Origin of the sequence: Methylobacterium sp. HMF5984, from assembly GCF_045033435.1 — a bacterium.
Lineage (GTDB): Bacteria > Pseudomonadota > Alphaproteobacteria > Rhizobiales > Beijerinckiaceae > Methylobacterium.
In genome coordinates this window covers 293,131-316,398 of the sequence record NZ_JBJFLN010000001.1, presented here as the reverse complement: position 1 = coordinate 316,398, position 23,268 = coordinate 293,131, and the positions used below count along the sequence as shown (strand labels likewise).

General features: G+C 67.7%; 17 protein-coding genes and 2 pseudogenes. 11 read left to right on the top strand and 8 right to left on the bottom strand.

The features are described from left to right. Position 1: 1 nt before the first annotated feature. From ACFZ8E_RS01500 to ACFZ8E_RS01480, 5 genes are all read right to left on the bottom strand, one after another. Positions 2 to 406 (bottom strand): anti-sigma regulatory factor, encoded by a 405-nt coding sequence (locus ACFZ8E_RS01500; RefSeq protein ID WP_405041800.1) that lies wholly within the window; start codon positions 404 to 406, stop codon positions 2 to 4. Beyond that, the gene (locus tag ACFZ8E_RS01495; RefSeq protein ID WP_405041799.1) at positions 387 to 788 is read right to left on the bottom strand and encodes an STAS domain-containing protein; all 402 of its coding nucleotides are present in this window, start codon (positions 786 to 788) and stop codon (positions 387 to 389) included. The genes ACFZ8E_RS01500 and ACFZ8E_RS01495 overlap by 20 nt, the downstream gene beginning before the upstream one ends. Before the next feature lie 4 nt (positions 789 to 792). Continuing rightward, positions 793 to 1,668 (bottom strand): STAS domain-containing protein, encoded by an 876-nt coding sequence (locus ACFZ8E_RS01490; protein ID WP_405041798.1) that lies wholly within the window; start codon positions 1,666 to 1,668, stop codon positions 793 to 795. Between the two features lie 119 nt (positions 1,669 to 1,787). Continuing rightward, positions 1,788 to 2,285, bottom strand: a complete 498-nt coding sequence (locus ACFZ8E_RS01485; protein ID WP_405041797.1) for a cupin domain-containing protein — start codon at positions 2,283 to 2,285, stop codon at positions 1,788 to 1,790. A 66-nt stretch (positions 2,286 to 2,351) separates the two neighbouring features. Then, a complete protein-coding gene (locus ACFZ8E_RS01480; RefSeq protein WP_405041796.1) occupies positions 2,352 to 2,828 on the bottom strand; it encodes an SRPBCC family protein in 477 nt (158 codons plus the stop codon). Between the two features lie 160 nt (positions 2,829 to 2,988). Here ACFZ8E_RS01480 and ACFZ8E_RS01475 point away from each other — a divergent pair, with 160 nt between their 5' ends. The 4 genes and pseudogenes from ACFZ8E_RS01475 (at position 2,989) to ACFZ8E_RS01460 (ending at position 8,840) form a co-directional block, all read left to right on the top strand. Continuing rightward, complete coding sequence (locus ACFZ8E_RS01475) at positions 2,989 to 3,450, top strand: MarR family winged helix-turn-helix transcriptional regulator (protein WP_405041795.1); 462 nt, start codon at positions 2,989 to 2,991, stop codon at positions 3,448 to 3,450. Between the two features lie 212 nt (positions 3,451 to 3,662). Next, positions 3,663 to 5,150 (top strand): annotated as a pseudogene (locus ACFZ8E_RS01470) (ABC transporter substrate-binding protein). 83 nt (positions 5,151 to 5,233) lie between these two features. Then, the gene (gene selB, locus ACFZ8E_RS01465; RefSeq protein WP_405041794.1) at positions 5,234 to 7,321 is read left to right on the top strand and encodes a selenocysteine-specific translation elongation factor; all 2,088 of its coding nucleotides are present in this window, start codon (positions 5,234 to 5,236) and stop codon (positions 7,319 to 7,321) included. A gap of 377 nt (positions 7,322 to 7,698) precedes the next feature. Further along, positions 7,699 to 8,840 (top strand): IS3 family transposase gene (locus ACFZ8E_RS01460; protein WP_405041793.1). Its coding sequence is split into 2 segments (ribosomal slippage): positions 7,699 to 7,966 and positions 7,966 to 8,840, totalling 1,143 coding nucleotides; the frame shifts between segments, so codons are not numbered across the junction. 326 nt (positions 8,841 to 9,166) lie between these two features. Here the strand turns inward: ACFZ8E_RS01460 and ACFZ8E_RS01455 are convergent. From ACFZ8E_RS01455 to ACFZ8E_RS01445, 3 genes and pseudogenes are all read right to left on the bottom strand, one after another. Then, a pseudogene (locus ACFZ8E_RS01455) lies at positions 9,167 to 9,336 on the bottom strand (glutathione S-transferase family protein); the annotation flags it as partial. A gap of 134 nt (positions 9,337 to 9,470) precedes the next feature. Continuing rightward, positions 9,471 to 10,439 (bottom strand): HWE histidine kinase domain-containing protein, encoded by a 969-nt coding sequence (locus ACFZ8E_RS01450; RefSeq protein ID WP_405041792.1) that lies wholly within the window; start codon positions 10,437 to 10,439, stop codon positions 9,471 to 9,473. A 256-nt stretch (positions 10,440 to 10,695) separates the two neighbouring features. After that, positions 10,696 to 11,826 carry an HWE histidine kinase domain-containing protein gene (locus ACFZ8E_RS01445; protein ID WP_405041791.1) on the bottom strand — a complete coding sequence of 377 codons (1,131 nt, stop codon included), beginning with the start codon at positions 11,824 to 11,826 and terminating at the stop codon, positions 10,696 to 10,698. A gap of 134 nt (positions 11,827 to 11,960) precedes the next feature. Between ACFZ8E_RS01445 and ACFZ8E_RS01440 the strand changes: the two genes are divergently transcribed. The 7 genes from ACFZ8E_RS01440 to ACFZ8E_RS01410 all read left to right on the top strand — a co-directional run bounded on the left by ACFZ8E_RS01440 (position 11,961) and on the right by ACFZ8E_RS01410 (position 23,202). After that, positions 11,961 to 14,483: a CHASE3 domain-containing protein gene (locus tag ACFZ8E_RS01440; RefSeq protein ID WP_405041790.1), complete on the top strand. Its 2,523-nt coding sequence runs from the start codon at positions 11,961 to 11,963 to the stop codon at positions 14,481 to 14,483. 281 nt (positions 14,484 to 14,764) lie between these two features. Then, the gene (locus ACFZ8E_RS01435; protein ID WP_405041789.1) at positions 14,765 to 15,793 is read left to right on the top strand and encodes an IS110 family transposase; all 1,029 of its coding nucleotides are present in this window, start codon (positions 14,765 to 14,767) and stop codon (positions 15,791 to 15,793) included. A 539-nt stretch (positions 15,794 to 16,332) separates the two neighbouring features. Continuing rightward, positions 16,333 to 17,457, top strand: coding sequence for an ATP-binding protein (locus tag ACFZ8E_RS01430; RefSeq protein ID WP_405041788.1), 1,125 nt, complete (start codon positions 16,333 to 16,335; stop codon positions 17,455 to 17,457). Then, entirely contained in the window at positions 17,441 to 17,866 is a 426-nt protein-coding gene (locus tag ACFZ8E_RS01425; protein WP_092045648.1) for a response regulator, read from the top strand. The genes ACFZ8E_RS01430 and ACFZ8E_RS01425 overlap by 17 nt, the downstream gene beginning before the upstream one ends. Positions 17,867 to 17,874: 8 nt before the next feature. Beyond that, a complete protein-coding gene (locus ACFZ8E_RS01420) occupies positions 17,875 to 19,041 on the top strand; it encodes an ATP-binding protein (protein WP_405041787.1) in 1,167 nt (388 codons plus the stop codon). 305 nt (positions 19,042 to 19,346) lie between these two features. Continuing rightward, the gene (locus ACFZ8E_RS01415) at positions 19,347 to 19,541 is read left to right on the top strand and encodes a type II toxin-antitoxin system ParD family antitoxin (protein ID WP_405041786.1); all 195 of its coding nucleotides are present in this window, start codon (positions 19,347 to 19,349) and stop codon (positions 19,539 to 19,541) included. Further along, positions 19,528 to 23,202, top strand: coding sequence for a PAS domain S-box protein (locus tag ACFZ8E_RS01410; protein WP_405041785.1), 3,675 nt, complete (start codon positions 19,528 to 19,530; stop codon positions 23,200 to 23,202). Before ACFZ8E_RS01415 ends, ACFZ8E_RS01410 begins: the two co-directional genes overlap by 14 nt. The last annotated feature ends 66 nt before the right edge of the window (positions 23,203 to 23,268 follow it).

The window sequence follows — 23,268 nt, the reverse complement described above, 5'->3', positions numbered from 1 at the left end:
GCTACTTCCAGCGCGCGATGGTCACGCGCGTGCCTGCTCCAGGCGTCGACTCGATGTGAAACTCGTTCGAGAGCCGCTTGGCTCCGCCGAGGCCGAGCCCGAGGCCGCCGCCGGAGGTGTAATGGTCGGTCATCGCCTGCTCGATGTCGGCGATGCCCGGTCCTTCGTCCTCGAAGGTCAGGCGCAGGCCCTTGCGCATCCCCGCCTGCACGATCTCCATGCGGACGTCGCCACCCCCTCCGTAATCGAGGGTATTGCGCGCAAGCTCGCTCGCGGCGGTGATGATCTTGGTTTGGTCGACGAGCCCCAGGCCGATCTCCACGGCGAGTGCACGCACGCGCTGGCGCACGCGGACCACGTCGTCGCCGGATCGGACGGGGAAGGTCTCAGTCTTCGTGACGGTCACGGTCGCTCCCGTGCCCGGCGTCCTCCTCGGAAAGCTGGGCCTGGATCAGCGCCATGCCCCGTTCGACGTTGAGAGCCGTCTTGATGCCGGTGAGTTCCAGCCCAAGCTCGACCAGGGTGATGGCCACAGCGGGGCGCATCCCGGCCACGACGGTTTCGGCATCGAGGACGCGCGAGACTGCGGCGATGCTGACCAGCATGCGGCCGATGAAGGAATCGACGATCTCCAGCGCCGAAATCTCGATGAGCACGCCGCGCGCGCCTGTGCGCGCGATCGTCGCCGTGAGGTCCTCCTCCAAGGCGATCGCAAGGCGGTCGTGCATGTCGACCTGGATGGTGACGATCAGCGCGCTGCCCAGCTTGAGGATCGGGATGCGGTCCATGGCGTCAGCGGCGCTCCTCAGCCGGAGACTGCTGGCGCACCACCTTGCGGCCGGTGCGCCTGAGGGCCACCGCGAAGGCATCGGCCAGGGTCGCCTTCGAGACGACGTTCAGCTCGACCCCTAAGTGGACCATGGTCTGCGCGATTTGAGGGCGAATGCCGGAGACGATGCAGTCGGCGCCCATCAGTCGGGCGGCGGCGACTGTCTTGAGGAGATGCTGGGCGACCAGCGTGTCGACGGTCGGCACGCCTGTGATGTCGATGATGGCGATCTCGGCCTCCTCGTCGACGATGGCCTGGAGCAGGTTCTCCATCACGACGCCGGTCCGGGCGCTGTCGAGGGTGCCAATGAGCGGTAGGGCAAGGATGCCGTCCCAAAGCCGCACCACCGGGGTGGAAAGCTCGGCGATCTCCTGCCCCTGTCGTCCGATCACCTCCTCGCGGCTCGCCATGAAGAACTCCATGGTCTGCAGCCCGAGCCGGTCGAGCAACTTGCCGGCCGCCAAGATGCCAGCTGCAAGCGCGGAGGCGTCTGCGTCGGACTTGCGCCGAAGCGCCTCGAAGATCGGCTCCTTGAGCGAGAGGACGAAGTTGGCGGTATCGGTCGGGGTGAAGCCCTGGATCGCCCGCGAGCGTGAGATGTCAGCGAGGGTCTCCCGCAGGGGGGCGTAGCCCGCGGCGTCGGCGTCGAGGCTTCCAGAGGCCAGAGCATCCTGGAGCTGACCAAGCACGGCCTTGGCCTGTGTCTGGAGCTCGGCCTCGCGGATGCGGCCACTTTGGAGTGAGGTGCCCTCCTTCAGGGCCACGTTCCAGGCTTCGAGGATGGCAGCCTCGTCCTCCGTGAGGATCCTGTTCAGGACCTCGGCGCCATTCATCGTCATCAAGCCGTCCTCGTCATGGTAATGGAGGGTCTATCCCGGTTCAGCCGGTCTCGATAGGCGGCAACGCCACGGAGGGACCCGCCGCGGCGAGTTGTTCCTGGACTTCGGGATGCCGGCCCTCAGTCCGTCTTGCGGCTCGGGTCGTCGGCTGGGTTGACGTAGTTCAGCCCGAAGGGTCCGGAACCGTTGACCTGGAGCTCGACCGGCTCGTCCGTGGTCCAGAGCGAGTGCGGCATGTCCTGCGGGAGGTAGACGAAGCCGCCGGCCTTCAGAACCTTGCCGGCCGCCTTGTCGATGGTCTCGCCGTGCTCGTGATGGATCGAGCCGGACAGGATGGTCAGCGTCTCCGGCAGAGAGTGGGTGTGGGGCGCGATCACGGTGTTGGCCGGAAACTTGATGCGCAGCACGAATGGGCCTGGCTTGGCCGGATCGCCAGCCAGCTTGCTCAGCTGCGTGCCCTTGGGGAGATTTGACGGGCCGGGCCCGTAGATCACGCCGGAGGCATCGCCGATGGCGACCATTCCCTTCGTATCGTGTCCGTCTTCCGCGGTGCCGTAGCCGGTGCCGGCGAGCAGGACCGCGACCGCGAGGATCGCGCAATGACCGTGGTGTCTCATGAGTGGCTCCTCCGTCGTCAGTTCGCCCCGCCCGCGACGGCAGCCGCAACGGGCGGAGACGCGGCGCTACTTGGATTTCTCGGAGATGCCCTTGAGGCCACCCTCGTAGATGCCGGCGACGACCTCCTCGGCCTTGGCGTCGGGCGCGCCTTTGGCCTTGAAGCTGCCGGTCCAGGTCAGCTTCGAGCCGTTGCCGTCGGGCGCGACCGAGAGGGTCGACTTGTAGCCCTCGACCGGCAGCGGGCTCTCCAGGATGGCGTAAGTGTAATCCATCTTCCTGTCGTCGCGGGCGACCTGCTCCTCGACGATGGTACCGCCGCCCTTCAGGGACAGCGTGCGCACCTTCTTGCTACCCTTCTCGGAGAGGACGCACTTCTCGACCGCCGGGTGCCAGTCGCCGATGCCGCAGAATTCGCCGATGGTCTTCCAGACCGTGGCCGGGGGCGCCGCGACCGTGGCGGTCCGGGTCACGTCGAGCGCGAGCGCGGGGGTGGCCGATAGACCGGCGAACGTCAGCGCGGCGAACAGGATCTTGCTCGTCATGTCGTTTCCTCTCCGTTGGCGGACCCTTGTGTCAGGTCTCGCTCGATGCGGACGATGTCGAACCGTCGGCGGGGTCGGCGCCCCGCCAATCGAGAGAACGCGACAGGTTGACAGCATCGTTCGCGCATGAATGATTAAGGTCTGAACGGAGCACCGGTCAATGGCAAGATCGACGAAGGAACCTGGGCTCAAACTGGACGACCAACTCTGCTTCGCCCTCTATGCGGCGACGAACGCGGTCGTGCGCGCCTACCGGCCGCTGCTGGGCGAGCTCGGCCTGACCTACCCGCAGTATCTCGTCATGCTGGCGCTCTGGCAGGACGGCGTGACGGCGGTGCATGACCTGGCCGCCCGGCTGCAACTCACATCCAGCGCGATCACGCCCCTCGTCGACCGCCTGGAGACGGCAGGCTTCGTCACCCGGGCCCGCGCCGCGGACCGACGCATCGTCCTCGTCGCCCTGACGGAGACTGGCCGGCTCCTGGAGGACAAGGTCGCGGTGGCCCAGCAGGCCGTCGTCTGCCGCGCCGGCTTGGGCGAGCGCAACCTCGCCGACCTCCGCCAGGAACTGAAGGATCTCGCTGCGCGCGTCGCCGATAACGCCGTCGCGCCAAACGACTGACGCTTTCGGACGCCCAAAGCGTCCCAAGGCGCCGACAGGGCAAATGGTTTCCGCCAAGGGGCCGAGCGGCGATGCACAAGTCCCATCGCGTATATGGTCCCTTGGCGCCGCCAGACAGAGCGGCGGCGATGCGCCAGCGTTCGACCAATTCGGCTCACGTCGAGCCGGACGCCACCCGCACGCCATGCGGGTCATGACAACGAGGAGGAGACATGGACGCGCAAGCGACCGGGGATCCCGGGGGCGGCCAGCCCTGGGGACCCCACAACACGGTGACGGTGGTCGACCCGTCGCCGGTGAACTGGCTCTCCATCACCTGGAACACGATGGAGGAGGCCAACCGCGTCGATCACGCCGGCATCGGCCAGCCGAGCCTCGCCGAGAGCTGGCGCTGGCTCGATGGGGAGACCCTCGAACTCACGATGCGCGAGGCCGTCTACCAGGACGGCGAGCCCTTCGACGCGGCGATGTTCAAGCTCGGCTTCGACAAGGTCCAGGAATGGACCAACCCGCACCCGCCGGGCGCCTTCCTGAACTTCGCCCGGGACGTGACCTGCGAGGCGGTCGACGACCGCACCGTGCGGATGCGCTTTCCCGGTGGTGATTCCGCGGCGCTGATGAAGCTGCGCGGCATGCACCTGCCGTCGACGCGGTTCTGGAACGAGTGGGGTTTTGTCGACCCGAAGACGGGCTCGGCAGAAGGTCATTGGTGAGTCATCGACGCGCCTGGTCCGTGGGGGACTGGCCCGTTTGTGCTCACCGAGGGCGTCTCGCTCATCGATAGCCGCTCCGACCGCGTGGTCATGGAGCCCAACCCGACGTACTGGAACCCGGCCCGCAGGCCGACGGTCCGGATCGTCTACGACAACGTCATCGGCAAGGCCGAGGGCATCAAGTCGGTCGCGGCCGGTGACGGCCGGGTCGATGTGGTGTTCGACCTCACCCCTGACGAAGCCAAGGGCTTCCCCGTCTCCGATAAGGGGAGGATCCAGACCAAGAAGGCGAAGACGATCCTCACGGGCGTCTTCAACGAGAACCGACCGGAATCGCCCTGGCGCGACCCGGAGGTGCGCAAGGCGCTCAACCTTGCCATCGACCGGCGGGCTATCCTCGACCAGGGGGCGCATGGTTACGGCACGGTGATCCCAGCCTTCATCCAACCCGGCCGCTACGGCGCGGATCCCAGCATGACACCCCTACCGCACGATCCCCAGGCCGCGAAGGCGGTGCTGGAGAAGGCGGGGCTCGGGGGCCGGGACCTCGTGTTCGTCTCGTCTCCCGCCTGGAAGGGCGTGGTCGAGGCAATTGGCCGGAACCTGGCAGAGATCGGCTTCTCGGCCCGGTTCGTCAGCGACCGGGGCGACCTGCCGGACGATTTCGACGTCAAGCTCGAATGGTACTTCGACTGGACGCCGCAATATCCGGTCGCCTGCGTGCACCGGGAGTTCTTCGGGAAGGACGCGACCCTGCGCCAGGGTCCGGAGGACCCGGCGTTCGACGCCCTCTACGACAAGCTCCTGCACGCGACGGGAGAGGATGTGGAGGGCGTGACCCGCGAGGTGGAGCGGTACGTCCAGGACAGGTCCAAGGCCCTGTTCCTGTACTCGCCCTTCACCCTGTTCGCGGTCTCTGACCGGGTCGCCTTCACGGCCTACGACACCTGCATGTCGGAGCTCGCCGAGACCCGGATCAAAGATTGAGGGCTTCGGCCTGAGAACGAAGCCGGCGCGGGGACACCCGCGCCGGCCCCTCCAACCCGGATGCCGCTCGGTCGAGGCAAACCATGATCGTCGCGACCGCCGGGCACATCGACCACGGCAAGACAGCCCTGGTCAAGGCATTGACGGGGGTCGACGCCGACCGGCTGCCCGCGGAGAAGGCCCGGGGCATCACCCTCGACCTTGGGTTCGCCTACGCGCCTGAGGGCGGTCTCCTGCGGGTCCCGCTCGGCTTCGTCGACGTGCCCGGCCACGAGCGGCTGGTGCGCACCATGGTCGCGGGCGCCACCGGCGTGGCCTGCGCGCTCATCGTCGTCGCCGCCGACGACGGGGTGATGCCGCAGACCCGCGAGCACGTCGCCATCCTCGACCTCCTCGGCATCGACACGGGCGTCGTCGCGGTGACGAAGGCCGACCGGGTAGGCCCGGACCGCGTCGCGGCGGTGAAGGCGGAGATCGGTGCCCTCCTCGCTGGCACTAGGCTCGACGCAGTGCCAGTGGTCGCCTGTTCCGCACTCACGGGCGTGGGCATCGACGAGGTCGCCCGACTCTTGGAAGCCGCGGCCAAGCCTCACGTTCCGGACGACGCGGGGCGCGGCTTCAGGCTTGCTGTCGACCGACGATTCACCGTGTCCGGGGCCGGTCTCATCGTGACCGGTGCGGTGCACGCAGGCGCCGTGCGGGTGGGCGACCGGCTGCTCGTCTCCCCCGGAGCATGCGAGGTGCGGGTGCGCGGCGTGCGCGTCCACGACACGGTGGCCGACACCGCGCGCGCCGGGGAACGCTGCGCCCTGAACCTGGCCGGCCCGCGATTGTCCCCGGAACAGGTTGGTCGCGGCGCGTGGATCCTGGCGCCGGACTTGCACGGACCGGCCACCCGCCTCGACGTATCCCTGCGCGTGCTGCCCCACGAGGTTCGGCCCCTGCGCCACCGCACCCCCGTCCAGCTCCACCTCGGCACGGTCGCGGTGACGGGGCGGCTGTCTCTCGCCGAGGGCGGAGCGGTCGAGCCCGGCGCGACCGCGCACGCGGTGATCACGCTCGACCGCGAGGTCGGCGCCCTGGCCGGGGACCGGTTCGTCCTGCGCGACGTCTCGGCCACGCGAACGCTCGGTGGCGGTCGGGTGATCGATGTGGACGGGCCCCGCCGCGGACCGTGGACGCCCGGCCGTCGGGCAGTCGTGGCCGCGATGGACACCCTGGATGACGCGAAGGCGCTGCACGGCCTTCTCGGCGCCTCCGAAGACGGGGTCGACCTCACCCGCTTCGCCCGCCTGCGCAACCTGCCGGCGGCGACCCTGGACGCCCTCGTCGCCGAGGCGGGGGCGGTCGTGGAGCCCGGTCGGCGGATCGCGTTCCAGGGTGCGCGGGTTGCGGCATTGGCCGCGGGGGTCGTGTCGGAGCTGACCCGGGCGCACATGGCGCAGCCCGACAACCCCGGGCTCTCTTCCGACGAGATCGCGGCGGCCGTACCAGGCTCCGAACGCCCGGCCCTCCCGGCTGCCATCGACGAACTCGTCCGAACGGGACGGCTCGCGCGCCGGGGACCCCTCCTGCACCTGCCCGACCACGTGGCGCGTCTGCGGCCGGCCGATGCGGTGCTCTACGAGGCTGCGCGCGCCGTGCTGGAGGAGGCGGGACTGGACCAGCCCCGCCTCACCGTCGTGGCCGACCGCCTCGGTCGCGAACCGGACGATCTCCGACACCTGCTCGACAAGGTCGGGCGCCTCGGTTGGCTCCTGCGCATCTCGAAGAGCTACTACGTGCTGCCAGAGGCGGCCGCCGAACTCGCGCGGATCGCGGACGCGGTGGCGGGGGCACATCCGGAGGGGCTGCTCACTGTCGGACGCTTCCGCGAGACGGCCGGCATCGGTCGCAACATAACCATGCCGCTCCTGGAGTTCTTCGATGCGCATGGGTTCACAGTACGTATCGCGGAGGGACGGCGTATTCGTGGTGATTGGCGCGCCTTGGTCCCCTCGGACGGGCGTTCCCCGGCACATCGGACGCCCCTGCTTGTCCCTAGGGATACGTCTGCGCCGACCGAAGTGCCACTATTCGCCACCCTAGCAAATTCTAAAGCCGCCACTGGGATCGCACATGAACTTTCTCCGCGCGACTGCCGGAACGTGCCTGCCGATGCAGGGAATTGAGATACGAAGCGGAAAAACCCCAAATTAGTTAGATTATCTGGGACGGGAGAATGTCGGCGCCGGGTTTTGGGCAGATGAAACTTGACGTCGATTACAATATTGCTCGCTGGCTGCCAGTTCCACTAAAATGTTTCCTCAGTCTGCACGCTCACCCGAGCCGTTCCGCTTTGACAGACGACAGCTAATCGCGTCCGGTTGTCGGAAGTTGTTGCAGAAAGCTAAATGATCAGAGTGGATGCGAAGCCACCGATTGACGCTATCTTATCGAACGTCCGGTTTCGCCATCTCGTCTCCCGGAAGCAGACTGGCATTGACCTGACCGGCTGGCTTTGGACCGGGCTGATTGAGAGGATCAGCCAGGACCAAAGGAGTTGGACATGCGGCGAGGCCAGAAGACGAACGCGGAGCAGGTCGTGCTCAAGCTGCGTCAGATTGAGGTGCAGACGGCCCAGGGCAAGAGTTTGGCCCTTGCATGCAGGGAGGCGGAGATCTCCGAGCAGAGTTACTACCGCTGGCGCAAGGAGTACGGCGGCCTGCAGATTGATCAGGCCCGTCGGATGAAGGATCTGGAGCGGGAGAACGCGCGATTGCGCCGGCTCGTGGCTGACTTGTCCCTCGAGAAGCAAGTGCTGGCGGATGTCGCCTCGGGAAACTTGTAGCCCCGGAGCGACGCCGGCAGGCAGTCGACGCGATCCAGGAGAAGTACGGCCTCTCGGAGCGCCACGCCTGCCGGATCGTCGGCCAGCACCGGGGCACGCAACGCTACGTGCCCACGATACCGGCTGACGAGGATGCGCTGACCCGCGCCATCATCGCCTTGGCGTCCGAGTACGGGCGCTACGGCTACCGCCGCGTCACCGCGCTGCTGCAGGCAGCGGGTTGGCAGGTGGGGAAAGACCGGGTTCAGCGGATCTGGCGTCGTGAGGGGCTCAAGGTTCCGCAAAAGCATCGGCCGCGAAGCCGGCTGTGGTTGAACGATGGCTCCTGCGTGCGGCTACGACCACTTCACCGCAATCACGTCTGGAGCTTCGACTTCGTGCAAGCCCAGACGCACGATGGCCGCAGCCTGCGCATCCTGACGCTGATCGACGAGCACAGCCGTGCCTGCCTCGCGCTGAAGGTGGCGCGGCGCATCAACAGCCTCGGCGTGATCGAGGCGCTGGCCGACGCGATGTGCCTGCACGGCATCCCGGAGAACATCCGCTGCGACAATGGTCCTGAGATGATCTCGAAGGCGTTGCGCAAGTGGGTCGCCAAAGCTGGCTCGCAGATCCAGTACATCGCGCCAGGATCCCCGTGGGAGAATGGCTATTGCGAGAGCTTCCATGGCAAGCTGAAGGACGAGTGCCTACGCCAAGAGATCTTCTACTCGCTGAAGGAGGCACGGACCGTGATTGGGATCTGGCAGAATACCTACAACCGCGTTCGACCGCATTCGTCCTTGGGCTACCGGCCGCCCGCGCCTGTCACCTTCCCGGATCTGGCCTTCCGGCTACCCATGGCCGCTACCATGCAGTAGCCTCTCAATTGGCTCGGTCCAAAATACCGGTCAGGTCAGCATAAATCCACCCAATACGGTCGGAAAGCGGTCCACCGAATGTCGCCCCAACCCGGCCGTACAGGGTCTTGCGACAGCCGCCTGAAAGTGGACCTCTAGATCTACTGCCGCAGCGGGCCACTTCGTTTTGTCCAGCTTGGTAAGAGGAGCACCGAGCGTCCTCAGTCAGCCTGCGATGCCCCTTATTTGGAGTCGCTTGGGCCGCCTTGGGATCATTCCGCCCGTCTATCGAACCCTAAAAATTAGCGATTGGACCCGCTCCAGCGGCCCTGACACAAGCACTGGGCGAGGATCGCCCCGCGCTCGAACATGGAGAGCGGCCCGCCCTCGGCCTCGTCGTCGACGATGGCCGGGATCTTGTTGTTGGGCGCCACCTTCAGGAGTCGGAGGTGAACGGCTCGTCCTTGCCGATGTTCACCGCCGCCACCGTGTAGGGCAGGCCGCACTCCTCCAGCATGATCAGGATCTTGCCCCCGTTCGGGGGCGACCAGGTCTAGAGCTTGATCATCGCAAGCTCCTCTCGTGTTCGGACCCATCGGCTCCACGGCACGATCAACAGGGTATGGAAGCAGTCTGAGGCCTTATTGCCCGTCATCGGCCGAGCGGAACGCGCACATGAATGCGCAGGCCGCCGCCATCGAGGGCGACGTTCACCTCTGCCGCGACCTGCGCGGTTAGGATCTTATTGATCAGTCGCGTGCCGAAACCCTCGTGGGTCGGGGGGCCTGGCGGCGGCCCCCCGCGCTCATCCCAAACCCACACCAGGTGTCGGCCGCCGTTCGTGTCCTCGACCGTCCACGACACCGAGACGCGTCCGGCCGGGTGGGCGAGCGACCCATGCCTCAGGGCGTTGGTGGTCATTTCATGAAGCGCCATGCCGATCGGCACCGAGAGTTCGGAGGGAAGCCGCACGTCCGGTCCGCTTAGCGTCACGCGGCCGTTCTCGTCGTAGGGGCCAAGCTCGGCCCGGAGCAGGCCCTCGAACGAGGCGGCCTGGGCGTGGTCCTCGGTGATCAGGGCGTGGGTCCGGGCCAGGGAGACGATCCGACCCGTGAAGGCGCGGCCGAACTCCGCCATCGACGCGGACGAGCGCATGGTCGCGTTCAGGACCGCCTGCACGGTGGCCAGCGTATTCTTCACCCGATGATGGAGCTCGCGGACCATCATGGCCTGCCGGTCCTCGAAGGCGCGCCGGTCGGTCACGTTGCGCTGGGCCGAGACCCAATGGGTGATGCGTTCGTTGGAGCCGCGGACCGGCGTAATCAGCCACTCGACCATGTAGGCCGTGCCGTCCTTGCGGTAGTTGAGCGTCTCGCCCTGGAAGGCATTCCCAGCAGTCAGCGCGGCGCGGGTCCCCTCCAGCAAGGCGCGGTCGGTCCCTGGCCCTTGCAGGAAGCGTGGACTGCGCCCCGTTACCTCGTGAGCCTCGTACCCGGTCATGCGGGCGAAGGCAGGGTTCGCATAGACAATGATCGGTCCCGGCTCATCGAGGTCGGCGGTGGTTATCAGGATGGCCTCGCCGGCCGCCTCGACAGCCGCCCTAAGGAGCCGGAGATCCACCCCGTCAGGCCAGTCCTCGTTCGTACACGACACCTGGACGAACTCCCGAGGTAGCGGACTAGGATCGCCCCCCATGTCCAGGACGGCGACGCCTCCGGGATACCGAATGATGCGACAACCGGCGACGGGGCCCGCAGTTTCCGCCACGGTCCATCTGCCACGGGCCAGGCGACGGCGTCCGTCCTGGCCGCCGTGCACGGACACGGTCCCTCGGGAGGGCCTGGGAGGTCGCGCACCTCCTTGCTTGTGCCCAGGCTCAGGACGCCAGGCTCGCCCACGGGAGGCCTATGACGACCTTAAGACCATCCGATTCCCAATGGTGGGAGATGGTCCCCGACAGCTGCCCACAGACGGTTCGCTCGGTGAGCTTCGATCCAAACCCCTCGTTGCGGGGCGGGCATCCGATGCGAGGACCTCCGCGTTCGGTCCAGACTATACTCATGTCCGCGCCGACGCGTCGGCAATCGACGGTGACGGTGCCGCCGTTCCCCGACAAAGCACCGTGCTTGATCGCGTTCGTGGCCAGTTCGTGGATGACGAGGGCCAGGCCGGTCACCGATCCATCGCCGACCGGGACGTCGTCCATCGCGCCGTGGACAAACCGGCGTTCCGCGCTGCCCGCCTCGTCATAGGGTCGTAGCAGCGCGCACAGCAGGCCCTGAAGGGTCTGTTGCGGACGGGACGAGCGCTCGTCCACCTGTGGAACGTGCAGGTATTCGAGTGCCCGGCTCATGGCCGTGAAGCGGTCGCGCAGGGTCCCGGCATAGGATTGCACGGCCGGGAGGTTCCGCGCCGAGAGGGTGACGAGCCCGTTGACCAGGGCGAACATGTTCTTGAGGCGATGGCTCAATTCGCGGCTGCGCAGGTCATGTCCGTCTTCGATCCGCCGCAACTGGGTCATGTCCCGCGAAACGGCCATCACGCCCACGAGCCGGCCGTCGACATCGACGATCCGGGACAGGACGACGTCCCAGTACACGGTTCCACCCTGGGGCGCCGGGCGACATCCATCGAAGCGCGCCGTGCCCACCGTTGCCGCCACCGCCAACGCGTCCGAGACCGTCTCGCGAATGGCCGGGGGCCACGATAACGACCATGGCTCATGGTCAGCATCGACCAGGTCGCCGTCGCCGAGCACACGGCGCGCCATCGGGTTCCGAAGACGTAGATGACCCATTTGGTCGATCACCTCGACGCAGTCTTGGCTCGCGGAGATAAGCTCACGACCGAAGTTCCAGGCGTTCCACGGATCGTAGGGATTGTCCGCGGCCTCGCTCGATGGAAGATCGAGGCGATAAGGACCGTCGGCTTCACCGTCGGAGAGGGCTCCGCCGGCCCGCAACGGGACCACGTTCGAGCTCGGCCCCCGGCCGGTACCCTGGGTCATGGCCTGGCCCTTCGTAGCCTGTCGATGGCCGGGCTACATGCGGTGATCACAGGATACCGGGATCGCGCTTGCTGGACTCGTCATAAGATCGTTTCTGCGAATTATCGGTTCGTTTTCGGTGTCTTTTCAACGCGATGTACTCTTTCCAAGCGGACCAGTATCGGAGGCAGCCGTCATGCATCGATCCGATCGGAGCTCTCGTTTCCCTCCACCGCCGACTCAAATCTCCGCTTCCAGCGCAATTCGTATGGCTGCCCCAATGCAGGGGGCTCTCAAACGAAGACCCTAATTCCCCCGCAATCATTCGGCATTGCGCTACCAAATGCATCGACAGGCCGCGTCGGTCCCCGTTCCGGGGCCTTGCCCGGTTCGCCGCACCGTCGCCCCCCTTCCCGTACGGCGGCGCGGTCGGTCACGGAAACGACATGACCAAGCACCTCGTCGCCCGTGCCAACCTCCTCGTCTTCGCGGTGCTGCTCGCGATACTGGCGCTCGTCGGTGGCGTGACCTGGGAGCGTCTCGGGGCTTCGCGCGAGGCACGGGAGTGGTCGCAGCACAGCTACCGGGTTCTCGCGTCGATGAAGGACCTCGCCATCGCACTGCGCGACGCCGAGACCGGACAGCGCGGCTTCCTGCTCACGGGCAAGGACGACTACCTCACGCCCTACAACGAGGCCCGCGACCGCGTCGGCCTGCTGCAAGGCGACCTGCAGAAGCTCACTATCGATAACCCGGCGCAGCAACGTCGCCTGCGCGATCTCTCGCCAGTCATCCAGCACAAGATGGAGGAGCTCGCGCAGACCGTGCAATCACGGCGCGACAGCGGTCTCGATGCGGCGCTGCGCATCGTCAACACCGACGCGGGCCGCACCTACCAGACGCATGCCGAGGGTGTCCTGCAAGCCATGCTGGTCGAGGAGCAGGGCCTGTTGGACACCCGATTGGCAGAGAACGACGCCCGCGCCGCCTGGGTGCGCTGGCTCGTGCTCGGCGGAGCCGTCCTCGCGGCACTTGTCCTGATCGTGGCGGCACGCCTCCTGAACCAGGCATGGTCGCGCTCCAACAAGGTCGAGGCCGAGCAGCGCACGTTGGCGCTTCGCCTGCGCGCCTCCCTCGACAGCCTGAGCCAAGGCATCGCCGTCTTCGGCGCCGACCGCCGGATGACCAACTGGAACCACTGCTTCCAGGTCCTGCTCGACATCCCGAAGGCGATGCTCCGTCCCGGCACGCCCTACGTCGCATTCGTCGAGCACACCTCCGAGGCGGGCCGTCCCGCCCTGGAGACCGAGGACCAGATCCACCACAGTCGCAATGCCACCGGCGAGCCCGTGGTCTACGAGCGCGTCCGCGCCGATGAGCACCACCTGGAGCTCCGCCGCACCCCGATGCCGGACGGCGGGTTCGTGCTTACCGTGACCGACATGACCAAGCGCGCCCAGGCCGAGGGTGTCCTGCGCGAAGCGCAAAAGATGCAGGCCATCGGCCAGCTGACAGGCGGCATCGCGCACGACTTCAACAACCTGCTGCAGGTGATCCTCGGTAACCTGGAGTTCGTACGGTCCAAGCTCGGGGCTGAGGACCTCAAGCTACAGACTCGGATCGAGCGGGCGGCCTGGGCGGCGCAACGCGGGGCGACGCTGACCGGCCAGCTCCTGGCCTTCGCCCGTAAGCAACCCTTAGCGCCTGCCGCTATCGATCTCGCCGCGGCGATGCCGGACCTCGTACCGCTCCTCCGGCGCACCCTCGGCGAGCACATCGAGGTGCGCTACGTCGAGAGCGCGGGCCTCTGGCCGGCGATGGCCGATCCCGCGCAACTGGAAAGCGCCGTGCTGAACCTCGCCCTCAACGCCCGCGATGCCATGCCGGGTGGCGGCCGTCTCACCATCGAGCTCGGCAACAAGATCCTCGACGAGCACTATGCCCGCGACCACGCCGAGGTGACGGCCGGCGACTACGCCATGCTGGCGGTCTCCGACACCGGTCACGGCATGACCTCCGACGTGATCAAGCGCGTGTTCGAACCGTTCTTCACGACCAAGCCGGACGGCAAGGGCACGGGCCTGGGGCTCGCGATGGTGTTCGGCTTCGTCAAGCAGTCGGGTGGCCATGTGAAGATCTACTCGGAGCCTGGTGAGGGCTCGACGGTGAAGATCTACCTGCCGCGGGCGGTGGGCGCGGTCACGGCCGCGGGTCAGCGTTCCGCGGCCCCGGTCGAGTTGCCTCGCGGGAACGCCACGATCCTTGTCGTCGAGGACGAGCCGGCCGTGCGCGAGATCGCCTGTGCGATCCTCTCGGACCTAGGCTACCGCGTCCTGGAAGCCGCCGACGGCGAGGAGGCCCTACGCATCTTCGGCGCATACACCGGTTCCGTCGACCTGCTGCTCACCGACGTCATCCTGCCGGGCAAGGTCCGGGGCCGGGAGCTCTCTGAGCGCGTCACGGCGATGCGTCCCGACGTGAAGGTCCTCTTCATGTCGGGCTACACCGAGAATTCCATCGTCCATCACGGCCGGCTGCACGATGGCGTCCGCCTGATCGGCAAGCCGTTCAAGCGCGAGCAACTCGCCGTCAAGGTCGCGGAGACGCTCGGTCATTCCACTCCGACCACAGCCGGGGACGGCAACGTGGTCTCGCTACGCCCACGCCTCGGCAACTGACCGTCGCCGGGGTGCCATGGGGCGCAGAATCGGCGGTTCCGCCTAAGTCGATACAGTACGTGTTGCACAAGCGTCCGCTCCCGATCACCGCCGGCCGGAGATACGCGCCAACTCGAACGTCCGAGAGATGTCGTGAACGGGTGCGGCGGCAACGTCTGCTCACGTACGTTGCCGTCCGAAAGCAGATGGGGTGGATGGCTCCCGCTCCGACTGACGGCATCTCGGTGCCAAGATGTGGTTGCTGTCAAAGCAGCAGCCACGCAGATGCAGGAGCCATCCCCATGGAGATCACCACCGTCGGCATCGATCTGGCCAAGAGCATTTTCCAGGTTCACGCCGTTGATGCAGCTGGGCACGTCGTCGTTCGCAAGGCGCTACGCCGGGCGCAGGTCGTGCCGTTCTTCGCCAAGCTGCCTCGATGCCTGGTCGGCATGGAGGCGTGCGGAACGTCCCATCACTGGGCCCGGGAACTCATGAGCCTCGGCCACGACGTGCGGCTGATGCCGCCCGCTTACGTGAAGCCGTATGTGAAGCGCGGTAAAACCGATGCGAACGATGCCGCTGCCATCTGCGAGGCGGTGACGCGCCCGAGCATGCGCTTCGTGCCGGTGAAGTCGACCGAGCAGCAGGCAGCGCTGGCGCTGCACAGGACGCGCGACCTGCTGGTCAAGCAACGTACGCAGTTGGTGAACATGATCCGCGGCCTGCTCGCCGAGTTCGGGATCGAGATGGCGCGGGGCCTGCGGCACGCGCTCGAACTGGCAGCCCGGCTCTCGGCCGGAGACGCAGCCGAGGTGCCACCACTGGCGCAACGCGTGGTGACCGGGCTGGCCGATCAGATCGGCGCCGTACAGATCCAGCTCACCCGGCTGGAGAAGGAGTTGTTGGCCTGGCATCGGGACAGCGACCTGTCACAGCGCCTGGCGACGATCCCCGGTGTCGGCATCGTCTCGGCAACGGCGCTGGCCGCCTCGGTGAGCGAGCCCGAGCGCTTCCGCTCCGGTCGGCAGTTCGCGGCCTCGTTGGGACTGACACCGCTGCAGAACTGCAGCGGCGGCAAGGAGCGCCTGGGCCGGATCTCGCGCATGGGCGACCGCTACCTGCGTCGCCTGCTCGTGGTCGGCATGACCTCTCTGATCCGGCGCGCGAAGGCGACTCCGACCTCGGTCGACCCGCGGCTGCCGGCGCTGCTCAAGCGCAAGCCAGTGCGCGTGGTAACCGTTGCGGCGGCCAACCGCACCGCACGGGTCGCCTGGGCGATCATGACCCGCGGCGGCACCTACCGCGCACCCCTGGCCGCGGCCGCCTGACAGCACGGCAAGGAGACTTTTCCAGGTTGCGAGGACGATGAGAGTTGATGGCGAACCGGTCAGCCCGGGAGCCGGGACACCCCGCCGCTAGTCCAGGGCGTGAAAGCCCGCAAAGCAGAGTGGGACCCAGCTCGCGGATACCATCAGGGCCAGCGGTCACATGAACGACTGCATCAAAAGGCCGGACACAAGACTGCACCCGACCAACGCGTCAGAAGCTCAATTCGCCGCTTGCAATACGGGAGCCATCCACACAGGACTGGCGGAAATCCACCCCGAGCGGTCATTCCGCATGCGACCCAACCCGGCCGCCGGAAGCGCAGTTGAAGTTACTCCAAAGCGGCCGTTCGTCAGCCGTCCGTCAACTTCGGCTTGGAGTGGGAGACGGTAGTTGGTCCCACGCCTAGAAACTGACGTTGAACGCCACGTTTGTAGTTGCCGTTGTCGTTTTTGGGATGCCACGCATTGATGACGTAGCCTCAGCCTGGGTGTATGTGCCTATCGCCGCAGCTTCGCCTGCAAGAATGGGAGCCCCTCGCGTGGAGCGAGCCGCGAACCTCACCACGGACGACTTCCGCGCCCTCGCCGACACGCTGCCCCAGATGGCCTGGGTCGCCGAGCCGAACGGCGAAATCATCTGGTACAACCAGCGCTGGTACGACTATACCGGAACCATCATCGAGCAGATGGCTGGCTGGGGCTGGCGTGACGTCCACCACCCCGATCACGTCGAGCGCGTCGTGGAGCGCATCAGCAAGGCGTTCCGGACCGGCGAGCCGTGGAAGGACACCTTCCCGCTCCGCGGCGCCGACGGCGAGTACCGCTGGTTCCTGTCGCTGGCACAACCTCATCGCGGGCCGGACGGGGCCATCCTGCGCTGGTTCGGGACCAACACCGACATCACCGAGCGCAAGGCGCTTGAGCGCCGGCTCGCCCGCCACGCCATCGATCTGCGCCGCTCCAACGAGGAACTGGAGCAGTTCGCCTACGTCGCCTCGCACGACCTCAAGGCGCCCTTGCGTGGCATCGAGAACCTCGTCGGCTGGATCGAGGAGGATCTGGAGGGTTCGCTGACCGGTGAGGTCCAGACCAACATGGAGTTGCTGAAGAGCCGGGTGCGGCGGCTCGACAGCCTGCTCGACGACCTCCTGGCTTACTCCAGGGCGGGAAGGGCCGACGCGACGATGGACACGGTCGACACGAAGGCGCTCGTCGAGGAACTCGCCATCCTGGTCAGCCCTCCCGAAGGCTTCGCGATCACGGCGGACGATTCCTTGCCGACGTTACCGGCGGCCCGGGCTCCGCTGACCCAGGCCTTGCAGAACCTGATCGGCAACGCCATCAAGCATCACGACCGGCCGGCCGAGGGGCATATCCGGGTCGAGGCCAAGCCTGCGGGGGACGCGTTCGAGTTCGTCGTGACCGACGACGGGCCGGGCATACCCGAGCAGTTCCGCGAGCGCGTCTTCGGCATGTTCCAGACGCTCAAGCCCCGCGACGAGGTCGAGGGCAGCGGCATGGGCTTGGCCATCGTGCGCAAGCTGGTCGACCGCCAGGGTGGCAAGGTCTGGCTCTCCGACGGGCCCGACGGGCGCGGCTTGGCGGTGCATTTCACGTGGCCGCGAGACGGCCGGAAGGGACAGGCGGATGGGCTCGACGGTTAACATCCTACTGGTCGACGACGACGAGGTGGACGTTCAGGGGCTCAAGCGCGCCTTCAAGAAGAGCAAGATCGGCAACCCGATCACGGTCGCCCGCGACGGCGTCGAGGCCCTGGAGATCCTGCGCGGCGAGAACGGACATACCAAGCTGCCGAGGCCTCACCTGATCCTGCTCGACCTGAACATGCCGCGCATGAACGGCATCGAGTTCCTGGAGGCGATCCGCGCCGACCAGGACCTGCGTTCGGCGGTGGTGTTCATGATCACCACGTCGAAGGCCGACGAGGACCGGATGCGGGCCTACGGCCACAACGTCGCCGGCTACATCGTCAAGCGCGACCCGGCCAACACCTTCATGGAAGCGGTGGCGCTCCTGGAGCACTACTGGAAGGTGGTCGAGTTTCCTGCATAGTCCCCATCGTGACGAACCCGACCCGCATCCTGCTGATCGACGACGACGCGGTCGACCGCGCGGCCGTGCGGCGGGCGCTCGCCAAGTCCGGCCTCGCCCACACCCTGACCGAGGCCGCCGGCGGCGAGGATGGCGAGCGCCTCGCCTCCGAGGAAACGTTCGACTGTATCCTGCTCGATTATCGCCTGCCGGGCATCGACACGTTCGCGCTCCTGAAGACCCTGCTGGCGGCCGAGGGCGAGGCGCGGGCGGTGCTGATGCTGACCGGCGAGGCCGACCCGGACCTGGCGACGCGGCTGATGCGGACCGGCGCGCTGGACTACATCGACAAGGCCGAGGTCACGCCTTCCGGCCTGGCGCGGGCGATCCGCTTCGCCGAGGCTCGACGCGCCTTCCAGGCAGAACTCGCCGAAGCCCGTCGTGAGGCGGAGGCGAAGTCCCTCGAACTCGACACGCTGAACCGGCAGAAGTCGCTGCTGTTCTCGATCATCGCCCACGACCTGCGCAACCCGTTCCAGGCGCTGCTCGGACTGTCGGAAGTGCTCGGAAAGGCCGTCGCGGCGCGCGACCCCGCCTCCATCGAGCGCCGCGCCAAAGGTATCCACGAGGCGGCGACGCAGGCCTACGCCCTTCTGGAAAGCCTGTTCTCCTGGGCGAGCCTACAGATGGACACGATGGCGGTCACGCTCACCGACGTCGACCTCGGCACGCTGGCCGGAGACGTCATGAAGGGAGCCGCCGAGGCCGCCGCCGACAAGGGGCTGAGCTTGGAAGCGTCCTGCGGCCGCACGGTGGTGCGGGCGCAGCGGGACATGCTCGCCACGGTGTTGCGCAACCTCGTCAGCAACGCGATCAAGTTCACGCTGCCCGGCGGCACCATTACGGTCGCCGCCCGACGTGAGGGCGACGAGGTCGAAATCTCGGTCGCGGATACCGGCGTGGGCATGCCGCCGGGCAGGGTCGACGACCTGTTCAGGCTGGACCGGCGGACGACGACGAACGGAACGGCGGGCGAGCGCGGGAGCGGCCTGGGCCTGCTGCTGTGCCGAGATCTCGTCGAGCGCCAGGGTGGCGTGCTCGAAGTCAGGAGCGCCGTCGACCGGGGGACGACCTTCCTGTTCCGGCTGCCCATTTCCCGCACCATGCACGCCGCATCGACCGTCACGGGATCCTAACGGTCCGATCAGGGATGGCCTCGCAGGTCGGCTTTCATGGCGTCGCCGCCGGTCGCGGGCATGCGAACGGCGACGCGGGGCCTGCTCGCCGCCGAAGTCATCGCTCGATCCGCCGGCGCAGGGATGTCCCGTCGCGGGGGGGCGTGTCCGGCGCCATCCCAAGCGATGAGCCCGGGGAAACCCAGTTTCTCGAAATCCGCATCACGACGGTCTCGGCACCGGCGCGACATCCTGCCCGTGCACGTCGTTGTGAGGCCGGTGTCGCAACTGCGACACCCGAGAGTCCAGCTGTTATAGGCGCCAGGATGGCCGCCAAGCATTCCCGACACATCGCCCTGACCGAACCGCTGATCGCGTATGTCGAGGCTCAGGTCGCCAGGGGCGAGTACACCTGCATCAGCGAGGTCGTCAGGACGGCGCTGCGCCTGCTGATCGAGCGAGACGAGGCGAAGGCGATCCGCGGAGCCGCCAATTCCGAGGCCGCCCGTGACCGCGCCTGAGGACGCCGCGCGGGATCCGGCCCGCCTCGCCGCCCTCGACGAATACGGCATCCTCGACACGCCGGCCGAGCAGGGTTTCGACGACATCGTGCTGCTTGCATCCCGCATCTGCGGCACGCCGGTCGCCCTGGTCAGCCTCGCCGCCGGGGACCGCCAGTGGTTCAAGGCCCGCATCGGCTTCGATCCTTGCCAGACGCCCCTCGACCAGTCGGTCTGCGTGCATGCCCTAGTGCGGCCGAGCCTGCTGGTCATTCCCGACCTGGCCGAGGATCCGCGCACGCGGGACAATCCGCTGGTCACGGGCGAGCCCCGGCTCAGGTTCTATGCCGGCGCCCGCCTGGAGACCCCCGAGGGCGTGGCGCTCGGGACCCTGTGCGTGATCGACGGGATGCCGCGACCGGAAGGGCTGACGCCGGAGCAGGCCGATTCCCTCCAGGCCCTGGCCCGGCAGGTCATGGCGCAGATGGAGCTGCGGCGGTCGGCGGCTGTCCGCGACGACGCCCTGCGCCGGGTTCGCGAGACCGAGACCCGTCACCGGCAGATCCTCGACAGCGCCATCGACTACGCAATGGTGACTATGGACCTGGACGCGCGCGTGACGGGTTGGAGCGCGGGCGCCGTGGCCATCCTCGGCTGGTCGGAGGCGGAGATGTGCGGCCGGCCGGCCCACGTCTTCTTCACCGAGGAGGACGTCGCCGCCGGCATTCCCGAGCAGGAGATGAAGAGCGCTCGGGAAAAGGGCGGCGGTACAGACGAGCGCTGGCATCTGCGCAAGGACGGCTCGCGGATCTACGCCTCGGGCGAGATGATGCCGCTCCAGGCCGAGGACGGCGGCCTCGTCGGCTATCTCAAGATCCTGCGCGACCGCACCGGCCAACATCTGGCGGGGAAGGCGCTCGAAGAGTCCGAGGCGCGGCTGCGTCAGGCGCAGGCGGCCGGCGGCGTCGGCCTGTTCACCGTCGACATGGCCGACAACGTCCTCACCCCTACCCCGGAGCTCTGCCGTCTCTACGGGTTGCCCGAGCGGGCGAGCTATCCCGCGACGGCGCTCGAAGGGCTGGTCGTCCCCGAGGACGCGCACCTCGTCTCGACGGCGGAGACCCGCCGGCTCGGCGGCCCGCCCCGGGACGTCGAGTACCGCATCCGTCGCCCGGATACCGGCGAGCTGCGCTGGATCGCCCGCAAGGGCGAAATCGAGCGTGACCCCTCCGGCCGTCCGGTGCGGTTCTCCGGAGTGGCACGCGACGTCACCGAGCAGCGCACGGCGCGCGACGCGCTCGCGGTCAGCGAGGAGCGCTACCGGACCCTGTTCGACAGCATCGACGAGGGCTTCTGCGTCATCCGCTTTCTGGACGGGCCGCGCGGTCCTCTCAGCGACTACGTGCACGTCGAGGCCAATCCCGCCTTCGCGCATCACCTGGGCATCGCGGATGCGGTCGGGCGGACGTTGCGCGAGATCATCCCCGACGAGGGCGCCGACGGCTGGCTCGGGATCTACGGCAAGGTGCTACACAGCGGCGAGCCCGTCCGGTTCCAGCGCCAGTTCGCGCCGAATGGCCGTCACCTGGAGGTCGCCGCCCATCGCGTCGAGCCGGCCGGCCGCCGGGAGGTCGCGGTGCTGTTCACCGACATCACCGCCCGCAAGGAGGCGGAGGCGGCCCTGCGTGCCAGCGAGGCGGTGGCGCGAGAGAACGTGCAGCGCGTCCAGCTGGCGCTCGCGGCCGGCGCGATCATCGGCACTTGGTTCTGGGATCTGCCCAACGATCGGTTCACGGTCGACGAGGCGTTCGCCTGCGCCTTCGGCCTCGACCCCGCGCTTGGCCGGGACGGCATCCCGCTCGCCCGGATCGTCGCGACCGTCCATCCCGACGACCAAGCCGGGCTGGCCGAGGCTATCGCCGAGGCCATCGCGCGCGGGGGCCCCTACGCCCATCAGTACCGGGTCCGGCGCGCCGACGGGAACTACTACTGGCTGGAGGCGAACGGCCGTGTCGAGCATGCCGCGGACGGGACGCCTCTGAGCTTTCCCGGGGTGCTTCTTGACGTGGATGCGCGGCGCGCCGTGGAGGCCGAGCGCGACCGCGTCGCCGCGGACCTGCGCGCCCTCAACGAGACGCTGGCGCATCAGGTCGCCGAGCGCACCCAGGAGCGTGACCGGATCTGGCACGTCAGCCGCGACATGCTCGGCGTCGCCGACGCCGCCGGCGTCTGGATCAGCATCAACCCGGCCTGGCACCGCATCCTGGGGTGGGACTACCACGACATCGTCGGCAAGACCTCGGAGTGGCTCGAACACCCCGAAGACCGCGAGAGGACCCGGACCGAGGTCGCCCGCCTCGCCACGGGCGGCCTGACCCTCGCCTTCGAGAACCGCTTCCGCGCCCGCGACGGTGGCTACCGCACGTTGTCCTGGACGGCGGTGCCGGTCGACGGGCTGCTCTACTGCGTTTCTCGCGACGTCACTGAGGAGAAGGAGCGGGCCGCGACCCTGCTCCAGGCCGAGGAGGCGTTGCGGCAATCGCAGAAGCTGGAGGCGGTCGGACAGTTAACCGGGGGCGTCGCGCACGATTTCAACAACCTGCTCACCGTCATCAAGTCGTCGACGGACCTCCTCAAGCGACCCGACCTCCCCGAGGAACGGCGGGACAGGTACATCGGCGCGATCTCCGACACGGTCGACCGGGCGGCCAAGCTCACCGGGCAACTTCTGGCTTTCGCGCGCCGCCAGGCGTTGCGACCGGAGGTGTTCGATGTCGGTCGAAGCGTCAGGGCCATCGGCGAGATGGTCGGGACCCTGACCGGCGCCCGCATCGCCGTCTCGATCCAGGTCGGCGAGGAGACGTGCCACATCAACGCCGACCCGAGCCAGTTCGACACCGCGCTGGTGAACATGGCGGTCAACGCCCGCGACGCGATGGACGGCGAGGGCCGCCTCGACATCACGGTGGAGGCGGTGGGGGTCGTGCCGGCGATGCGCTCGCATCCCGCGCTGGTCGGGGACTACGTCCGGATCGCGCTGTCCGACACCGGCTCCGGCATCCCGGCCGAGCAGATCGACCGGATCTTCGAGCCGTTCTTCACGACGAAGGGCGTCGGCCAGGGCACCGGGCTCGGGCTGTCCCAGGTGTTCGGGTTCGCCAAGCAGTCGGGCGGTGAGGTGAAGGTCGAGAGCGAGGTCGGGCGCGGCACCACGTTCGCGCTCTACCTGCCTCGGGCGGAGGGGATCGCGGACAGGACCGACGAGCCGGCATCGGTCGAAGCCGTACTCGACGGACGTGGCACCTGTGTCCTCGTGGTCGAGGACAACCGGGACGTCGGCACCTTCTCGACTCAGACTTTGGAGGAGCTCGGCTACGGCACGCACTGGGTCGCGAACGCCGACGAGGCACTGGCGACGTTGGCCGAGAAACCGGGAACCTACGACGTGGTGTTCTCGGACGTGGTCATGCCGGGCATGAACGGGGTCGATCTGGGACGCGAGGTCCGGCGATTGTATCCGGGCCTGCCGGTGGTCCTGACCAGCGGGTACAGCCACGTCCTCGCCCAGGAGAGCGACCACGGCTTCGAGCTCCTTCAGAAGCCGTACTCGGTCGAGGCGCTCGGTCGCATCCTTCATCGGGCGGCATCGAAACCGCGGAGCCGCAAGAATGCGGCCGAGTAGGCGGGACGAAGAAGGCCGGCGGTCGGAAGAGACCATCAACATATCTCGCCGGCATCTCGGACATGC